The 15,150-nt window shown below is 72.8% G+C and carries 14 protein-coding genes; 8 read left to right on the forward strand and 6 right to left on the reverse strand.

The features are described 5' to 3' along the window. Window positions 1-150: 150 nt before the first annotated feature. Window positions 151-960, forward strand: coding sequence for a hypothetical protein (locus LXT23_RS22130; protein WP_253982210.1), 810 nt, complete (start codon window positions 151-153; stop codon window positions 958-960). 58 nt (window positions 961-1,018) lie between these two features. Then, a complete protein-coding gene (locus LXT23_RS22135; protein ID WP_253982211.1) occupies window positions 1,019-1,432 on the forward strand; it encodes a DUF2203 domain-containing protein in 414 nt (137 codons plus the stop codon). On the opposite strand, the gene LXT23_RS22140 is transcribed toward LXT23_RS22135, so the two are convergent. After that, window positions 1,425-2,024, reverse strand: a complete 600-nt coding sequence (locus LXT23_RS22140; protein ID WP_253982212.1) for a hypothetical protein — start codon at window positions 2,022-2,024, stop codon at window positions 1,425-1,427. The two genes, LXT23_RS22135 and LXT23_RS22140, sit on opposite strands and share 8 nt — an antisense overlap. Window positions 2,025-2,268: 244 nt before the next feature. Between LXT23_RS22140 and LXT23_RS22145 the strand changes: the two genes are divergently transcribed. From LXT23_RS22145 to LXT23_RS22155, 3 genes are all read left to right on the forward strand, one after another. Next, on the forward strand, window positions 2,269-2,994 hold the full coding sequence (locus LXT23_RS22145) for a hypothetical protein (protein ID WP_253982213.1): 726 nt from the start codon (window positions 2,269-2,271) through the stop codon (window positions 2,992-2,994). Between the two features lie 198 nt (window positions 2,995-3,192). Then, entirely contained in the window at window positions 3,193-4,119 is a 927-nt protein-coding gene (locus LXT23_RS22150; RefSeq protein WP_253982214.1) for an NmrA/HSCARG family protein, read from the forward strand. A 98-nt stretch (window positions 4,120-4,217) separates the two neighbouring features. Further along, window positions 4,218-4,946 carry a hypothetical protein gene (locus LXT23_RS22155; RefSeq protein ID WP_253982215.1) on the forward strand — a complete coding sequence of 243 codons (729 nt, stop codon included), beginning with the start codon at window positions 4,218-4,220 and terminating at the stop codon, window positions 4,944-4,946. Between the two features lie 5 nt (window positions 4,947-4,951). Here LXT23_RS22155 and LXT23_RS22160 read toward each other — a convergent pair whose 3' ends face one another. After that, window positions 4,952-5,245 (reverse strand): hypothetical protein, encoded by a 294-nt coding sequence (locus LXT23_RS22160; protein ID WP_253982216.1) that lies wholly within the window; start codon window positions 5,243-5,245, stop codon window positions 4,952-4,954. 105 nt (window positions 5,246-5,350) lie between these two features. Continuing rightward, entirely contained in the window at window positions 5,351-7,285 is a 1,935-nt protein-coding gene (locus LXT23_RS22165; RefSeq protein WP_253982217.1) for a glycoside hydrolase family 15 protein, read from the reverse strand. 384 nt (window positions 7,286-7,669) lie between these two features. Here LXT23_RS22165 and LXT23_RS22170 point away from each other — a divergent pair, with 384 nt between their 5' ends. Next, on the forward strand, window positions 7,670-7,915 hold the full coding sequence (locus LXT23_RS22170) for a hypothetical protein (protein ID WP_253982218.1): 246 nt from the start codon (window positions 7,670-7,672) through the stop codon (window positions 7,913-7,915). Between the two features lie 3 nt (window positions 7,916-7,918). Here the strand turns inward: LXT23_RS22170 and LXT23_RS22175 are convergent, their stop codons facing one another. Next, entirely contained in the window at window positions 7,919-9,286 is a 1,368-nt protein-coding gene (locus LXT23_RS22175; RefSeq protein WP_253982219.1) for an MFS transporter, read from the reverse strand. Next, entirely contained in the window at window positions 9,283-10,245 is a 963-nt protein-coding gene (locus LXT23_RS22180) for an ornithine cyclodeaminase family protein (protein WP_253982220.1), read from the reverse strand. Before LXT23_RS22180 ends, LXT23_RS22175 begins: the two co-directional genes overlap by 4 nt. A gap of 312 nt (window positions 10,246-10,557) precedes the next feature. On the opposite strand from LXT23_RS22180, the gene LXT23_RS22185 reads away from it, so the two are divergent. Then, the gene (locus LXT23_RS22185) at window positions 10,558-12,588 is read left to right on the forward strand and encodes an ATP-binding protein (RefSeq protein ID WP_323379066.1); all 2,031 of its coding nucleotides are present in this window, start codon (window positions 10,558-10,560) and stop codon (window positions 12,586-12,588) included. 3 nt (window positions 12,589-12,591) lie between these two features. On the opposite strand, the gene LXT23_RS22200 is transcribed toward LXT23_RS22185, so the two are convergent. Continuing rightward, a complete protein-coding gene (locus LXT23_RS22200) occupies window positions 12,592-14,304 on the reverse strand; it encodes a M20/M25/M40 family metallo-hydrolase (RefSeq protein ID WP_253982221.1) in 1,713 nt (570 codons plus the stop codon). Window positions 14,305-14,427: 123 nt separating this feature from the next. Between LXT23_RS22200 and msrA the strand changes: the two genes are divergently transcribed. Further along, entirely contained in the window at window positions 14,428-15,084 is a 657-nt protein-coding gene (msrA, locus tag LXT23_RS22205) for a peptide-methionine (S)-S-oxide reductase MsrA (protein WP_253982222.1), read from the forward strand. The last annotated feature ends 66 nt before the right edge of the window (window positions 15,085-15,150 follow it).

Consider the following 15,150-nt stretch of genomic DNA (forward strand, 5'->3'; position numbering starts at 1 on the left):
GGCCCGCTCGGAGGGGACACTGTTCGGAAATGTCGGGACATTTGGGCGTTCGAAACCCCCGACATTTTCGAACAGTGCGGTCCGCGCCTCGCTCGGAGGGCAGCCTTGCGTGTGGAAACGTTCGACCGGCAGGCATACCTTTGACGGCGGATGCGCTCGCACCCGACCTCACAGCTCGCGCTCTTCGACGCTCCGGCCCCCGAGCGCCCGGAAGACGCCGTACGAGCCGAACCCGCCTCGCGCGACCGGCTGCCCGTGCGTGAGGACGCGGTCATCCAGGCCTCGGCCCTCGCCCGGCGGCTGTCGTCGGCCATGGGCGTGCCCGTCCACCTCCGGCTCACGGACAACCGCGCCACCCTGGTGAGCTTCCGCCGCGTGCCGGAGGGCCTGCGGCTGCGCGTGCACCACCTCTTCCTCGAGGCCCCGGACGGCGTGGTGAGGGCCATGGCGCACTACGTGGGCCGGGGCGACGAGGGCGCGCGCGAGGCACTGGAGTCCTACGCCCGCGAGCACAAGGGCCTGGTGCGCCGTGAGCGCCGCCCGGGCAAGCCCCTGCGCACCCGGGGCCGCTGCTTCGACCTGCAGGCCGTCGCCGCCCGCCTCGGCGCCGCGTACTTCGACGGCCGGGTGGGGGTGGACGTGGGCTGGGCGCGCAAGCCCGGCCGCGCGCGGCGGCGCAGCATCCACCTGGGCGGCTACGACGCGCGCCTCCGCGAGATTCGCATCCACCCCGCGCTGGACAAGCCGCACGTGCCGGCCTTCGTGGTGGACTACCTCGTCTTCCACGCGCTGCTGCACGCCGACCTGGACAGTCCCTCGGATGTGCCCGACGTGGAGGGTGACGGCCGCTGCGCCCCCGAGCACACCCCGGCCTTCCGCGAGCGCGAGGCCGCCTTCCCCCTGCGCGAGGCCGCCCAGCGCTGGCTGGCCGACAACCTCACCTCGCTCAAGCGCGGCTGAGCGGGCCCAGGGCCTACCCGTGCCGGGAGGCAGTAGCGGCGGTGGGCCCACCCGCTGCATGCTCAGGGCAATGCGCTACTTCAGCGTGGAAGAAGCCAACCGGCTGGTGCCACTCCTGGCCCGCACCTTCGAGCGCGTCCGTCCCTGGGTGGAGCGGGCGCAGCAGCTCGCGGACACGCTGGGCTCGAAGGAGAGCACGGCCGACGCGCACCTGGACGCCCTGCGCGAGGAGCGCGATGCGCTGCTGGAGCGCATCCGCGGGGAGCTGCTCCAGCTCCAGGAGATGGGGCTGGAAATCAAGGGCGCGGACGGGCTGGTGGACTTCCGCGCCCACCGGGGCGAGGACCCGGTGTACCTGTGCTGGCGCTTCGGCGAGCCGGCCGTCACGCACTGGCACGAGCTGCAGGAGGGCTTCGCGGGACGCAGGCCCATCGACAGCCCGGACGAGTTCGCGCCCACGTACCTCAGCTGAAGTTCTTCTGGAGCAGCGACATCTTGTTGCGCGCGGACAGCAGCTGCTGGCGCAGCGAGTCCGCCTGCCGGGCGATGTCGTGGAACTCCTTCTCGTCGGCGGCCTGGGCCAGCTCCTGCGCTTCGATGGCCACCTGCGCCATCCGGTCCTGGAGCGCCTGGAAGGTGACGGCCAGCGCGGCGGTCTCCTCGGGCGTCTTCGCCTCCTGGCGCTGCTGGGCGAACTGCTGCATCTGCACGTTCAGCTCGCCCGCGTTCTGCCCCATGGTGCCGTAGCGCACGAGCAGGTCCTTGAAGACCTCGGTGCGCTGCTGGAGCTCCTGGGCGCGCTGGTGGACAGCCTCGGCCTGGGCCTGCTGCCTGTCGCGCACCTTTGAGATGGCGCCCACCAGCGCCGTGACACGCGCGCGCAGCTGGTCGTCCATGTCGGCCAGGCTCTTGAGGGTGGTGGAGGCCCGCTCCAGGTGCTTCTCGGACTGGAGGGGGGCCTTCTGGAGCTGCTCGGAGAGGGCCTCGAACCGCTCCAGTCCCTCGTCGAGGGCCTGTGCGGCGGCCACCAGCTCCGAATCCGACGGCTTGTCGCGCTTGCTCATGGTGGCCGGGAACATGGCACGCGCACGCGCCGGTGTGGGGCTCGCGATTTCAATTCCCGACACAGCCCTCGCGCGGACGCACGCTTCGAGACACCGATTGTCCATTCGGACGCGAAGGGCACCTGCCCACTGAACGGGAGGGTTCCTACCTTGTGCGGAAGGGAGGGCGCGCGAGCGCTCGATACAGGAGGAGTGCGGGATGCCCAGGACATACAGTTTCGACCATTTTCAAGCCAAGAAGCCCATGCAGTCCGCGGTCGGCACGCCGGACCGACTCGGCAACGACGAGGACAAGCAGAAGCCGCTGAAGAGCGAGCTGCAGGAGACTCAGCCGGAGACGGTGCCCGGTGCGCACCAGGGTGAAATCCACTACGGCATGGCGCACTCGGAGACGGTGAAGCGCCTCCAGGCACGCCGCGCCGCCCGGGCCAAGAAGGAGACCCGCGACGCAGCGGCGACGAAGCGGCCCGCGGGGAAGCGCGGCACGGAGAAGCCGGCCACCGAGAGCACGGCGAAGCCCGCCACGGCCAGGACGGCCACTGCCAAGACGGCGAAGCCCGCCACCGCCAAGACGGCCACTGCCAAGACGACGCGTGCGAGCACCGAGGACCGCGCGAGCCAGCCGGCGCGCACGGCGAAGCCGGTGAAGACGGCGAAGACGCCCACCCCGGAGCACGACGCCCCGGTCTCCGCGCGCAAGAAGACGGCGGCGAGCGCCGAAAAGGCCCCCAAGGCGGCGAAGAAGCAGGGCCTGCTGGGGCGCGCGCTGGACACGGTGGCGAAGGGCGCGCTGGACACGGTGTCCCGGACCTCGCTGGGAAAGGCGATGGTGACGACGGGCTCCAAGGGCCTGGCACGCGCCACGGCCCTCGCGAAGGAGGTCCGTGCCGGCAAGGGCAAGTCGAAGCCGGCCGCGAAGGAGGAGAAGCCGAGCAGCACGCGCAAGGGCCCGGACAAGAAGAAGCGCTAGTCGCGGCACACCGGGTGGGGGCCGCCCGAGCATCGCGTGAGCCCCCCTGGGGGAAGTGACGTCCGGGGAGCCTGGGAGCCCGCCTGCTCCCCGGCCCGGCGGCCCCTGGCAGGAGCCCGTGCAGGCCATCCGCGCGTGCTCGCCACCAGCCCCTGCCGTCCCCACCTTCCCCACATCCATTGTCCCGAGGTTCACACCATGCCGATGGCTTTCTTCCGCTCCGTGCTCGTCACCGGTGCTACCGGCCAGCAGGGCGGCGCCGTGGCCCGCCAGCTCCTGAAGCGCGGCCACCGCGTCACCGCCCTTGTCCGCCGTGTGGACTCGCCCGCCGCCCTGGAGCTCAAGGCCATGGGGGCCGCGCTGGCGACAGGGGACTTCGATGACCTGGACTCGCTCGTCCAGGCCGCGCGCGGAGTGGACGCCATGTACGCCATGGCCACGCCCTTCGAGGCCGGCGTGGAGACGGAGATACGCCACGGCATGAACCTGGCGGACGCGGCGAGGCTGGCGGGCATCCGTCACTACGTCTACTCGTCGGTGGCGGGCGCGGCGCAGCTCACGGGCATCCCCCACTTCGACAGCAAGCACCGGGTGGAGCTGCACGTGCGGCGCAGCGGCCTCTGCTACACCATCATCGGCCCCACCTTCTTCATGGAGAACTTCACCAGCCCCATGTTCGAGGAGGGGCTGAAGTCGGGGGTGCTCGCCACGGGCCTGCCGCCCTCGCGCGGGCTGCAGATGGTGGCGCTGGAGGACCTGGCCGCCTTCACCCTGCGCGTGTTCGAGGAGCCGGAGCGCTACGCGGAGCAGCGCATCGACGTGGCGTCGGACGAGGTGACGGGCCAGCAGGCCGCGGGGCTGCTCTCCATGGTGAGCGGCCACCGCATCCACTACGAGCAGCTCCCGCTGGACTTCATCCGCGAGCGCAGCGAGGACCTGGCGGCCATGTACGAGTGGCTGGACAGGGTGGGCTACCACGCGGACGTCCTCACGCTCCGGCACCAGCACCCGGAGATTCGCTGGCACACCTTCGAGGAGTGGGCGCGCGGCCAGGACTGGAGCGCCCTCACCTCGCCGGCGTGGCCCCACGCGGCCGCGGAGCCCTCTCCGCCGTCCAGCCACTGAGGCCCCACGCGCGCCGCCCGGCGCCCGAGGCGGCACGAGTCACCGGGCCCACGCCCGCCGCGCACGCGCCCTACCTTCAAGGCGAAGGAGGAGGCGTCATGCGTCGGGGACTCGGGCTGGCCTGTGCGGTGCTGCTGCTCGCCGCGGGCTGCATTCCGGAGGCGCGGCTGCAACCCACGACGGGCGCCCGGGTCCTCCAGGGAGACAGGGACGCCGCCACGGCGGCCGCTGCCGGCGTGGAGCTGGTCGCCGACGGCGCCGCGTGGAAGGGCTCCCCTGGGAATCTGGAGCGCAGCCTCACTCCCGTCTTCGTGAAGCTGGACAACCGGGGCAGCCGTCCCCTGCGTCTCCAGTACGAGGACTTCGCGCTCGTCGGTGGCGAGTCGCGCTTCCGCTACGCCGCGCTGCCGCCCTTCTCGCTGGGCACCGGCAACGCCTCGCGCGAGCAGGGCATCGGAGGCTCGGGCCGCACGTCGCTGCACCCGGGCTTCTCGTCCGGGATGTGGCCCTACGGCCCCTTCGGCTCCTACGGCCCCTACAGCGGAGGCCGGTGGGGGCCCTACACGAGTCCGTTCTTCAGCCCGTTCTACCCGGACCCGTACTACTCCGGGTACGCCTGCCAGGAGCCGCTGCCCACGCAGGACATGCTCGAGCGGGCGCTGCCCGAGGGCACGCTCGGGGCGGGCGGCCACGTGGAGGGCTTCCTCTACTTCCCGAACGTGTCCGAGCGAGAGAGCCAGGTCGTGCTCCAGGCGCGGCTCGTCGACGCGGAGACGGGCAAGCCGCTCGGCACGCTCGACATCCCCTTCCAGGTGCGCGAGGGCTGAGCGCTTCAGTGAATCGTCGGGGACGAGGTCCGGGACGCCGCGCCCGGGAGCCCGTCCAGCAGCTCCGCGTCCTCCGTCACGCCCAGCTCCCGCCGCAGGTCCTCGCCACGCACGGGCAGGCCGAAGAGGGGCGCCACGGGCACCAGGTCCAGCGTGGCGGCCAGGAGCGTCCCCACGCCCGCGAGCGCCACCACCGTCCCCTTCGAAGTCCCCGCCGCGAGCCCGCCCATCACCATCCCAGCGCCTGTCACGATGCGGAGCCAGCGCCCCGTCCGCGACGCCAAGAAGCCGACGACCATAGACACCTCCCCTGGGCGAAGATGGCCATGCCCCGGGGACGGAGAAGCCCGGGCGGCTCCTCCGTCCGCAAGCAGGGCGGCCGGCCGGGCGGGCGCCAGCAGTGCTCACTCCGGCGCGGCCATGTGCATGGAGACGCCGAGCAGGCTGGCGTCGGGCAGGCGCGGGGCAATCCCCCGCCGGCGCACCAGCAGCGACTCCAGCGCGAAGCCGGCGAAGTCGCGCGCCTTCGCGGGCGAGGGCCGGCGCAGCGCCGAGCGCACGGCGGACAGCTGCGCGCAGGTGGACACCAGCGCCATGTGGGTGAAGGCCTGGGGAAAGTTGCCCAGCGCCTCGCCCGTCTGGGGCAGCGCCTGCTCCGCGTACAACCCCACGTCGTTGGCCAACCCCAGCAGCCGCTCCAGCACCCGCTCCGCCTCGTCCCACTGGCCTGCGTGGGCCAGCACGTCCACCAGCCAGAACGAGCACAGCAGGAAGGTGCCCTCCCCGCCCGCGAGCCCGTCGGGGGCGTGGTAGCGGTACAGCAGCCCGTCGCACTCCAGCCGCTCGCGCACCACGCGCACCGTGCCCTGGACGAGCGGGTGCGCCACCGGCAGGAAGCCCAGCGCCGGCACCAGCAGCGTGGACGCATCCGCCGCGTCCACGCCGCACGCCTGCGGGAACCAGCCGTCCTTCGCGCACTCCAGCAGGTAGCGGCGCAGCGCCGCGCGCTCGCGGGCCCAGCGCGACAGCGGCCCCGGCAGCCCGCGCGCCCGGGCCAGCCGCAGGGCCCTGTCCAGCGCCACCCAGCACAGCAGCTTGGAGTGGACGAAGTGCCGGGGCGTGTCGCGAATCTCCCACAGCCCCTGGTCCGGCAGGCGCCAGCGGCGGCACACCTCCTCCACCAGCCCCGACAGGAACGTCCAGTTCGTCTTCGACAGGGGCCCGCCCGCGCGCGCGTACAGCCACGCGGCCTCCAGCAGCTCGCCGAACACGTCGAGCTGGAGCTGCTTCACCGCGCCGTTGCCCACGCGCACCGGCCGCGCGCCGTCGTGCCCCTCCAGGTGCGCCAGCTCCACCTCCGGCAGCAGGCGGTGGCCCTGGATGCCGTACATGATTTGCAGGTCCGCCGCGCGCCCCGCGCTGGTGCGCCGCAGCCAGTGACGGAAGGCATCCGCCTCGTCGCGGTAGCCCAGCGCCAGCAGCGAGATGAGCGTCAGCGAGGCGTCGCGCAGCCAGGTGAAGCGGTAGTCCCAGTTGCGCACGCCCCCGGGCTCCTCCGGCAGCGACGTGGTGGGCGCGGCCACCAGCGCGCCGGTGGGGGCGTACGTGAGCGCCTTGAGGGTGAGCGCCGAGCGCCGCACCGCGCGGGCGTGCTCGCCCACGTAGGCGCAGCGGGCAACCCACGTCCGCCAGAAGGTGAGCGTGTCCTCCAGCCGCTGGCGGAAGGCGTCCTGGTCCGGCGCGTCCGTGGGGGAGCGCTCCACGAAGGAGGGCGTCCACGCCGCCTCCACCCAGGCCTCCTCGCCCGCGCGCAGCGTCCACCGCGCGCGCAGCGCGTCCTCGCGGGCCACCAGCGGGTGCGTCGTCGTCACCCACAGCGCGTCCGCGCCGCCCACCACTTCCGCGGTGCGCCACGAGGTGAGGCGCAGGCGCGGGACGAAGGCGCCGTACTCGAAGCGCGGCGACACCACCACGCGCACCAGCACCTCGCCCGACAGGCACCGCACCCGCCGCAGCAGCGCATGCCGCGTGCCCACGTGCGTACCGCGCGTGGCGCCCCCGGGGAAGACGGGCATGCAGTCCACCACCTCCAGCACGCCGCGCGGCGTGGTGAAGGTCGTCACCAGGACGTTGGTGTCCTCCAGGTAGGCGCGCGTGGAGGCGTAGCGCCCTTCCGGGGCCACGCCGAAGCTGCCGCCGCGCCGCGCATCCAGGATGCGGCAGAACACGGCGGGCGAGTCGAAGCGGGGAAAGCACGCCCAGTCGATGGAGCCGTCACGCCCCACCAGCGCCGCGGAGTGGCAGTCTCCCAGGAGCGCGTAGTCGGCGATGCGGGGCATCCGCGGTCCTCGAGGCGAAGAAGTAGCACCGGGGAGGGGCGCCGGCCCACGCCCGCTCCCCGCCGGTGGAGAGCCCCGGCGCGCACGCCGGCTTCTCGTCCGTCCTCTGCCCTTCAACCGATGAGACCGCGCTCCCCCTCGCGCAACCCGGAGGCTCGCCCGTCCGCCTGCCCTCCCGGCGACGGACTGTTTCAACGAATCAGCAGCCGGCGGGCCCCGCGCTGCGCCGCATGCCAGGGCGGTGAGAAGCGTACGGGGCCACTCCCCGCCGTGCCTCCGGCGTGGAGGACCACCGGAGCGCTCCACCGTCCGCCCCCTGCGGACCCGGGGCCCTCAGGACAGCTTTCGGGCAGGGGCCCCCTCTCCATGGCCCTCGGGGAGCGAATGATGTTCACCAAGTCGGAAATCCAGAAGGGGATGAAGGTGCGTGGCAATGATGGCCACGTGCTCGGTCGCATCATCGAGCTGAAGGAGGACGAGTTCATCGTGGAGAAGGGCCTCATCCGCCACCATGACTTCGCGGTATCCATGGCGGACGTGGTCGAGGTGCTGCACGGCGAGGTGGTGCTCAACCACGGGCGCGACAGCCTCTTCTCCGCGCCACGGGAAGTGCCGCCCGTCCACCACTGAGGCCTACGCCGGGCCGCCGGGAGGCACACCGGCGGCCAGCGGCGCCTCGCTCCAGCCCGCGCGCGCCTCCGCCTCGCGCGCCGCGCGCCGGCCCGCCTCCACGTCCACGCGCCACAGCACCGCCGCGCCCGCCCCGAAGAAGAAGAGCAGCGACAGCACCCCCTGCCGGCTGGAGCCCGTCAGCTCCACCGCCGCGGCGAACACCAGCGGGCCCGCCACCGCCGTCACCTTCTCGAAGACGCTGAAGATGCCGAAGAACTCCGCCGCCCTGTCGCGCGGCACCATCTGCGCATACAGCGACCGGCTCAACGCCTGGCTCCCGCCCTGCACCATGCCCACCAGCAGCGCGAGCGCGAAGAAGTGCGCCGCCGTGTGCATGAAGTAGCCCAGGAACGTCACCCCCACGTACACCGCCAGCGCCAGCATCAGCGCCCTCTTCGCGCCCACCCGGGCCGCGCCCTTGCCGAACAGCACCGCGCACGGCACACCCACCGTCTGCGTCAGCAGCAGCGCGCCAATCAGCGCGCCCCGGCTGATGCCCAGCTCCGTCCCGTACAGCGTGGACAGCCGGATGATGGTGCCGATGCCGTCGCTGTAGAGCAGGTACGCCACCAGCAAGAGCATCGCCTGCCGGTGCTGGCGCAGCCCCTTCGCCGTCTCCATGAGCTGCTGGAAGGTTCCGCGCAGCGACAGCCGGTGGTCCCTGCCATTCACCAGGGGCTTCGGCTCGGGGATGCGCCGGAACAGCGGCACCGAGAAGGCCGCCCACCACACAGCCACGGAGAGGAACGCCACGCGAGACGCCGCCGCCGCGTCCGGCAGGCCGAACCAGCGCGGCTGCAGGAGCAGCACCAGCTGCGCCGCCAGCAGCAGCCCCCCGCCCAGGTAGCCCAGCGCGTAGCCGGCGGTGGACACCCGGTCCAGCTCCTCGTCCCGGGCGATGTGGCGCAAGAGCGCGTCGGCGAAAACGATGCTCCCCGCCACGCCCACGTTGCCCAGGCCGAAGAGCACCAGCCCCCAGGCCCAGTCCCCGCGCCCCACCGTGGCCAGCCCCACCGTGGTCAGCACGCCCAGTCCCAGGAAGAGGCCCAGCATCTGCTTGATGCGCCCCGCCCTGTCGCTCAGCGCGCCCAGCACCGGCGACAGCACCGCCACCGAGCCCAGCGCCACCGCGGTGGCGGTGGCATAGCGGCTGGTGGCCACCTCGCGCGGCAGCCCGTCCGACACGACGGACGCGTAGTAGAGGGGGAAGACCACCGCGATGATGGTGGTGACGTAGGCGGAGTTGGCCCAGTCGTACATCGCCCAGGCGCGCAGCTCCGGCCGGGTGAGGCCCATGCGTGACAGCAGCGCGTGCCAGGCGGCCCTCATGCGCCGAAGTCCAGGCCCTGCACGGCGTCGTCGCCCTGGGCGGCCTGGTACACGTGCCACGCGGCCGCCAGGTCCTGGAAGGGCAGCCCCACCGCGCCGAACACCGTCACCTGCTCCGGCGACGTGCGCCCGGGCTTCATCCCGGCCAGGATTTCGCCCAGCTCCGCATGGATGGCGTCCTCGCCCAGCCCCACCGCGCCCGCCGCGCCGCTGGCCACGGCCAGCGCCCGGTGGTCCACGACGAAGAGCGACTGGCGCAGCAGCTCCGCGGACACCTCCGCCTTGCCCGGCTCGTCCGCGCCCAGGGTGATGACGTGCGTGCCCGGCCGCACCATGCCCGGGTGCAGGAAGGGCTCACGGCTCCACGTCGACGTCACGACGATGTCCGCGTCCGCCACCGCGTCCGCCACGGACTCCTCCACGCGCACCGGCAGGTTCAGCTCCTGGTACATGCGCGTGGCGAGGGCCATCCCGCGCTCGAGCTCGGTGTCGTAGACGCGCACGTGGGACAGCGAGCGCACCAGCCGCAGCGACTTGAGCTGCAGCACGGCCTGCCGCCCCGCGCCGATGAGCGCCACCCGGCTGGCGTCCGGCCGCGCCAGCACGTCCGCCGCGAGCGCGCCCACCACGCCCGTGCGCACCGCCGTCAGGTGGCCCGAGTCCATCACCGCCAGCAGCGCGCCCGTGGCCAGGTCGTTGAGCTGCACCACGCCTTGAATCGCCGGCGTCTGCCCGGGGAACTTCGCGTGCACCTTCACCGTATAGGCGGGGATGCCGGGCAGGCTGCCGGGGAAGAGCACCAGCGCGGTGCCCTCCGAGTGCACGGGGGCGCGGGCGCGTTGCGGGGCCACCGTGCGCGCCAGGGCATCGGAGCGGAAGGCCTCGCGCATGTCGTCCAGGAGGGTGAGCGCCTGGAGGTTGCGGGACACATCGGAGCGGGTCAGCAGGAGGGTGCGCATCTTCCATCCACCCTAACCGAGCGCGTCAGGGCCCACAGCTTCCTGCAAGCGTCCCCGGGGGCAAGCGACTGCCGGTGGACGATAGGGCCCTCGTACGAAGGTGCGTCGCCCGGACGGGAGCGGCAGACGGCCCCGGCGGGCGGTGCGCCGGGGGCATGGACGACGAAGGCACGGCGTGGCGCCGGGCTCGAACCCTCGCCGCGACGCGAGGGCAAGGCACACCGCGGCCATCGTGCCCAGACTTGTAGCGGGTGTGGCGAGAGCGGGCGGGGCCTCGGGAGGTCGGTGATGCTGGAGCAGGATTCACGCTCCGTGAGTAAGGACGAGCCCGGAGGGAGCGGGACGCTCCGGGCCGCGGACCTCTTGCGCGTCCACCGACAGGCGCTGCTCGGCGACTGGGAGCAGGCGATGCACGCGTTCCACGCGGGCCGCACGGAGCGCCACTCCTGGCTGATGGACCACATGCCGGAGCTGCTGCTCGCGCTGGCGGAGGTCATCGAGCACGGCCCGGAAGGCCTCGGCACCGCCCTCTGGGACGAGCATGCGGTCATCCGGCTGGACCAGGGCTTTGACTTGGGCGAGGTGGCGGCCGAGTACGCGCTCCTGCGCAAGTGCATCCTCCGCCGCCTGGAGCCGCAGATACGCCAGCTGGCGGCAGGCGAGCTGGAGCGGCTGGAAGAGGCGCTGGACCGCGTGGTGACGCGGACGATGACGTGCTTCTCCCAGGCCCGGCAGCGCATCCTCCAGGCGCTGGACCGCATGACGCAGGCCACGCTGGACAGCCCCTCCATGGACACGCTCCTGGTGCGCCTGCTCACCGTGCTGATGGAGTCCGCGCTCGCGGTGGACGCGGCGGCCGTGCTGATGGCGGAGGGAGACCGGCTGGTGGTGCGCGCCGCGGTGGGGCTGGGGACGGAGAAGGCGTATGGCAGCTCCCTGCGGGTCGACGAGGGCTTCGCGGGCCAGGTGGCGGCCGAGCGCAGGCCGCTGGCGCTGCGCTCGGCCGCCACGGACCCGCGCGTGGTGCTGGCCGCGCTGAAGGAGCCGGGCCTGCGCGCCGTCTACGGCGTGCCGCTGATGGAGGACGACCGGGTGCTGGGCGTGGCGTACATGAGCTCGCGCACCGCCTTCATCTTCTCCGAGTCGGACACGCTGCTGTTCCGCACCATCACCCAGCGCGCCGCCGCGCACCTCATCCAGGCCCGCCTGCAGGCCGGGGAGCGCGCCGCGCGGGTGGAGGCCCAGCGCTCGCTGGCACAGCTGGACGCGCTGCTGGGCGCCACGCCCATGGGCATCGCCTTCCTGGACCGGGAGCTGCGCTACGTGCGCATCAACCAGGCCATGGCGGACATCAACGGCACCCCGCTGGAGGCGCACCAGGGACGCCCCCTGCGGGAGATACAGCCCAGGGAGATAGCGGACCTGCTGGAGCCGCTGCTGCGCCGCGCGCTGGAGACGGGCGAGCCGATTCACGCGCTCGAGTTCGGCCTGCCGCCCACCGCGTCCCGCGGCGGAGGGCGGACGTGGCAGGCCAGCTTCTACCCGGTGCGCACGCCCTCGTGCGGCGTGCTGGGCCTGGGCTGCACCGTGGTGGACATCACCCGGCACAAGGAGGCCGAGGCCACGCTGCGCCAGGCCGTGGACTTCCGCGAGCAGCTCCTGGCCGTCCTGGGACATGACCTGCGCAACCCGCTCAACGCCATCGTCGCCTCGGCCTTCCAGCTCGCGCGGGCCGACGAGTGGGGGCCGCCGGAGCGCCGCGCGGTGGACCGCATCCGCAAGGCGGCCGGGCGCATGGGGCGGATGATCAACGACATCCTCGACTTCGCGCGCACGCGACTGGGCGGCGGGATTCCCGTGGCGCGCCAGCACATGAACATGGCGGAGGTCTGCCAGGCGGCGCTCGAGGAGCTCCAGGTCAGCTACCCGGAGCGCCAGCTCGTCTTCGAGGCGCACGGCGACACGTGGGGAGCCTGGGACCCGGACCGGGTGGCCCAGGTGCTGGGCAACCTGGTGGCCAACGCCCTCCAGCACGGACAGGAGGGCCAGCCGGTGTGCACCACCGTCCGGGGCGAGCACGACGAGGTGGTGCTGGAGGTCCACAACCAGGGCGAGCCGATTCCCGCCGAGCTGCTGCCGCGCATCTTCGACCCCTTCAAGGTCAGCCCCACCCCCCAGGACCTGGCGAAGAAGAAGCGCAGCCTGGGGCTGGGGCTGTACATCGTCAGCCAGATTGCCAGCGTGCACGGCGGCAGCGTGGAGGTGCACTCCAGCGCGGGGGAGGGCACCACCTTCACCGTGCACTGGCCCCGGGAGTCGAAACCCGAGTCCCCGGCGCGGTGAGCGCTACTTCGCCGCGGGCGTCAGGGCCAGCGTGTGGATGGCCTCGGCCAGCATCCGCGTGCCGGCGTCCAGGCTCTCCAGGGAGATGGACTCGTCCGGCGCGTGGCCCGTGTACAGCTCGCCGGGGAAGCCGGGCCCGAAGTCCACCGCCTTGGGAAAGAGGCGCGCGTAGGTGCCGCCGCGCACGGACGCGGGCTTCGCGTCCGGGGCATTGCGGTGGCGCTTGTAGATGTCCAGCAGCGTGGTGACGAGCGTGCCGGACGTGTCCGCCACGTGCGCGTCGCCCACGTAGCGGCCGGCGGCCTCCTTCACGCGCCCGCCGGTGTCCTGCCCCACCTGCGCGGCGGCCTTGTCGAGCGCCGCGTTGAAGACGGCGGCCTCCTGCCCCTGGGGCCGGCGCATGTTGACGCCCAACGTCACCTTGCCGTCCGCCACGCGCAGCACCGTGGGCGCGACGATGAGCGGCCCCATCAGCCCGTCGTCCTTGTACGCCACGCCCAGCTTCTGCCCGTGGTGGTCACCGTCGAAGCGTCCGGCCAGCACGCGCAGCATCGCGGCGATGCCGTTGTCCTCCAGCGGCAGGCGCGCGGCCACGGCGGACAAATCCCAGAGGGCGTTGTGCCCCTCGTCGGCGATGGAGGCGTGCACGGCCTTGCCGTGGGTGGTGAGCACCACGGTGTCGCCCTCGCGCTTCACGTCGGCCTGGAGGGCGGCGCGCCCCGGCTTCAGTGCGGCCACGGCGGCCTGCACGTCCGCCAGGGCCTGCTCGGGCGTGCGGCCGGCGGCGGGCGCCAGCGTCAGCGTGGCGGCCCCGGGCACCTGCGTGAGGAACTCACCGCCCTTCACGTCCACCGCGCGCAGCGTGGCGGCGCCCTTCGCGGCCCCGGCGGAGGGAGCCTCACCTATCGCAGCCGCGCTCGGCGGAGCCTTGCCTCCCGGAGCCTTGCCTGCCGCAGCCGCACCTGCCGGACCCGCGCTCGGCGGAGCCTCGCTCGCCGGAGCCTCCAGGCTCCACGCGACGAAGCCGGACTGCGCGGCCACCACGGGGTAGTTGGAGTCCACGGAGATGACGTGCGTGGGCTTGGGCGTGGCGGCGGCGTACTTCGTCATCCCCGTCCAGTCGCTCTCCTCGCCGTTGCCGACGATGACCAGCACGCGGCCCTGCGGCTTCAGCCCCAGCTGCCGGGCGAAGTCGAGCGCCACCAGCGCCTGCGCCAGCGGCCCCTTGTCGTCCTCCACGCCCCGGCCGTAGAGGCGGCCGTCCTCGATGTAGGGCTCGAAGGGCGGCTTCTTCCACTCGTGCGCGGGAGCGGGCACCACGTCGCCGTGGAACACGAGCCCCAGCTGCGGCGCGCCCTCGCCCCAGGACAGCTCGAAGACGTCATTGCCTCCCACGGCGCGGTACGCCAGGCCGTGCGCCTTCGCCCACTTCTGGAGGAAGCGCCCCATGTCGGCGATGCCCGGGTTCTTCGCGGCGGGGGCCTCGCTGCTCACCGTCTTGAAGCGCACCAACTGCTGCGTCAGCTCCACCACCTCGTCCAGCGAGCAGGCTTTGACATAGGCGGCGTAGCGCTCGGCGGCCGGCATGCCCTTCATCGCCTTCTCGGAGAACCGGGCGGCGCGGGCCTTGGGGCTGCCCTGGCAGCGGGAGTTCTTCTCGGCGAGCGCGAGGGACGGGAGGACGCAGAGGAGTGCGGCGGTCAGTCGTAGGCGCATGTGGGGGGACCGTAGTCGAGCGGAGCGGGCCAGCCCACCGGAGGCGCGGGCCATCCACCCTCCGCCCGGCTGCCTGCTCCGTCTGGGGGTGAAACCGGACGGGGAGGCCGCTATTCCTGGGGCATGTTCTTCAATGCCGCCAAGAAGCTGAAGCTGCCGAGCCCCGCGGAGGCGCTGCCGGGCCGGTCGGAAGAGATGCCCGTCCCCGAGAAGCACGAGGTGCTCGGCACCCCGCTGAAGGGGCCCGTGCCCGAGGGCATGCAGGAGGTGGTGCTCGGCCTCGGCTGCTTCTGGGGCGCGGAGCGCAAGTTCTACCAGACGCCCGGCGTGTACAGCACGGCGGTGGGCTACGCGGCCGGCCTCACGCCCAACCCCACCTACCGCGAGGTGTGCAGCGGCCAGACGGGCCACAACGAGGTGGTGCGCGTCGTCTTCGACCCGAAGAAGCTTTCCTTCGAAGAGCTGCTGCGCGTCTTCTGGGAGAGCCACGACCCCACGCAGGGCATGCGCCAAGGCAACGACGTAGGCACGCAGTACCGCTCCGGCATCTACTACACCAGCGAGGCCCAGAAGCGCGCCGCCGAGGCCAGCCGCGACGCGTACCAGAAGGCGCTCCAGGCGAAGGGCTTCGACGCGATTTCGACGGAAATCCTCCCCGCGCCGCCGTTCTATTACGCCGAGGACTACCACCAGCAGTACCTGGAGAAGAACCCCGGCGGCTACTGCGGCCTCGGCGGCACCGGCGTGAGCTGCCCCATCGGTGTCGGCGTCAGCGCGTGAGCGTGCTGTAACCCGGTGGCACTCCGCCACGCGTGAGCCCTCCGCTTGGCGGAAGCCATTTCCCCC

The sequence above is a fragment of the Pyxidicoccus xibeiensis genome (assembly GCF_024198175.1).
GTDB classification, from domain to species: domain Bacteria; phylum Myxococcota; class Myxococcia; order Myxococcales; family Myxococcaceae; genus Myxococcus; species Myxococcus xibeiensis.

Excerpts from the sequence above, each read along its gene's own strand:
- LXT23_RS22150 (WP_253982214.1), top strand. The coding sequence starts at position 3,193 with ATGCCGATGGCTTTCTTCCGCTCCGTGCTCGTCACCGGTGCTACCGGC.
- LXT23_RS22200 (WP_253982221.1), bottom strand. The coding sequence starts at position 14,304 with ATGCGCCTACGACTGACCGCCGCACTCCTCTGCGTCCTCCCGTCCCTC.
- LXT23_RS22155 (WP_253982215.1), top strand. The coding sequence starts at position 4,218 with ATGCGTCGGGGACTCGGGCTGGCCTGTGCGGTGCTGCTGCTCGCCGCG.
- LXT23_RS22140 (WP_253982212.1), bottom strand. The coding sequence starts at position 2,024 with ATGAGCAAGCGCGACAAGCCGTCGGATTCGGAGCTGGTGGCCGCCGCA.
- LXT23_RS22165 (WP_253982217.1), bottom strand. The coding sequence starts at position 7,285 with ATGCCCCGCATCGCCGACTACGCGCTCCTGGGAGACTGCCACTCCGCG.
- LXT23_RS22145 (WP_253982213.1), top strand. The coding sequence starts at position 2,269 with ATGCAGTCCGCGGTCGGCACGCCGGACCGACTCGGCAACGACGAGGAC.
- LXT23_RS22135 (WP_253982211.1), top strand. The coding sequence starts at position 1,019 with ATGCTCAGGGCAATGCGCTACTTCAGCGTGGAAGAAGCCAACCGGCTG.
- LXT23_RS22180 (WP_253982220.1), bottom strand. The coding sequence starts at position 10,245 with ATGCGCACCCTCCTGCTGACCCGCTCCGATGTGTCCCGCAACCTCCAG.
- LXT23_RS22160 (WP_253982216.1), bottom strand. The coding sequence starts at position 5,245 with ATGGTCGTCGGCTTCTTGGCGTCGCGGACGGGGCGCTGGCTCCGCATC.
- msrA (WP_253982222.1), top strand. The coding sequence starts at position 14,428 with ATGTTCTTCAATGCCGCCAAGAAGCTGAAGCTGCCGAGCCCCGCGGAG.
- LXT23_RS22175 (WP_253982219.1), bottom strand. The coding sequence starts at position 9,286 with ATGAGGGCCGCCTGGCACGCGCTGCTGTCACGCATGGGCCTCACCCGG.
- LXT23_RS22170 (WP_253982218.1), top strand. The coding sequence starts at position 7,670 with ATGATGTTCACCAAGTCGGAAATCCAGAAGGGGATGAAGGTGCGTGGC.
- LXT23_RS22130 (WP_253982210.1), top strand. The coding sequence starts at position 151 with ATGCGCTCGCACCCGACCTCACAGCTCGCGCTCTTCGACGCTCCGGCC.